The following is a 1,316-nucleotide window of genomic DNA, read 5'->3' as shown; positions in this document are numbered from 1 at the left end:
ATACGGCGCTGTGGGCTTCTTTGCCATCAAAGGCGATACCTGCGGCGTGGCAGGCTTTGACCAGCACGGTTTGGCCTAAGGTGAGGGCAGCCATGGATGCGGTGTCGAAACTGACAAACGGATGAAATGGATTGCGTTTTAAGCTGGCACGCTCGGCAGCGGCCATAACAAAGCTGTGGTCAAAGTTGGCGTTGTGACCGACAAGCACTGAGCGTTGGCAACCAGCAGCTTTTTGCGCTTTGCGAATGGCTTTAAAGATTACGCGTAAGCCTTCCTCTTCGGGCACAGCACCGCGCAGGGGATTGAACGGGTCAATGCCATTAAAGTCGATGGCCGCTTGTTCAATGTTGCTACCTTCGAACGGCTCGATATGGGCATGGTGAGTGGCAACAGGTACCAGTTCGCCGTCGTCGTTGAAGTCGACGATTACCGCAGCAATTTCGAGTAGTGCGTCGGTTTTTGGGTTAAAGCCAGCCGTTTCTACGTCAATTACTACCGGCAAGTAGCCGCGAAAGCGATCTTTAATAGCAGGTTTTTCAGTCATTAAATTTCCGTTTTCTCTTTGTACTCACAAAGATCTTCAATTAAGCAGGAGCCACAGCGTGGCTTGCGAGCAATACAGGTATAGCGGCCGTGAAGAATGAGCCAGTGATGTACATCGACTTTAAATTCTGCCGGAACCACTTTTAACAGTCGCTGTTCAACCGCGTCGACGGTTTTCCCCGGGGCGAACTTAGTGCGGTTGCTCACTCGATAAATATGCGTGTCAACGGCAATCGTCGGCCAACCAAATGCGGTATTGAGCACCACGTTCGCGGTTTTGCGGCCAACGCCCGGGAGCGCTTCGAGGGCTTCACGGCTTTCAGGAACGACACCGCCATGTTGTTCAACCAAAATCCGGCAGGTTTTAATCACGTTCTCGGCTTTGGTATTAAATAAGCCAATGGTTTTGATGTAATGTTTGACGCCATCCACGCCCAACGCCAGCATATCGGCTGGGTTATTCGCAACCGCAAAGAGTGGGCCGGTTGCTTTGTTGACGCCGACATCGGTGGCTTGCGCTGACAATAAAACCGCAATCAGCAGCTCAAATGGATTACTAAAGTTCAGCTCGGTCGTTGGGTGCGGATTGTCGTCACGTAGCCGCGTGAGTATTTCAATTCGTTTTTGTTGATTCATAGCCTAATTAATTCACTGTCGTTACGCGCGCACGCTGAGCTTTCTCAATTGGCGCTTTGGCGAGTTTGGCTTTGCGGCGACCGTCAATCCAGTTTTTACCGGCAATCAGAAAGCCCATCCCTAAAAATGCACCTGGC

General features: G+C 51.3%; 2 protein-coding genes. Both read right to left on the bottom strand.

All coding sequences use genetic code 11. The features are described from left to right. Positions 1 to 544, bottom strand: a 544-nt coding sequence (gene rnt, locus J5F18_RS14905; RefSeq protein WP_346299354.1) for a ribonuclease T, incomplete at its 3' end; no start/stop codon positions are given. Continuing rightward, positions 544 to 1,179 carry an endonuclease III gene (gene nth, locus J5F18_RS14900; protein WP_346299353.1) on the bottom strand — a complete coding sequence of 212 codons (636 nt, stop codon included), beginning with the start codon at positions 1,177 to 1,179 and terminating at the stop codon, positions 544 to 546. The genes rnt and nth, both read right to left, overlap by 1 nt. Positions 1,180 to 1,316 lie beyond the last annotated feature (137 nt).

The sequence above is a fragment of the Halomonas sp. BM-2019 genome (genome assembly GCF_017584085.1).
This window is presented reverse-complemented; position numbering and strand designations above follow the sequence as displayed.

Excerpts from the sequence above, each read along its gene's own strand:
- nth (WP_346299353.1), bottom strand. The coding sequence starts at position 1,179 with ATGAATCAACAAAAACGAATTGAAATACTCACGCGGCTACGTGACGAC.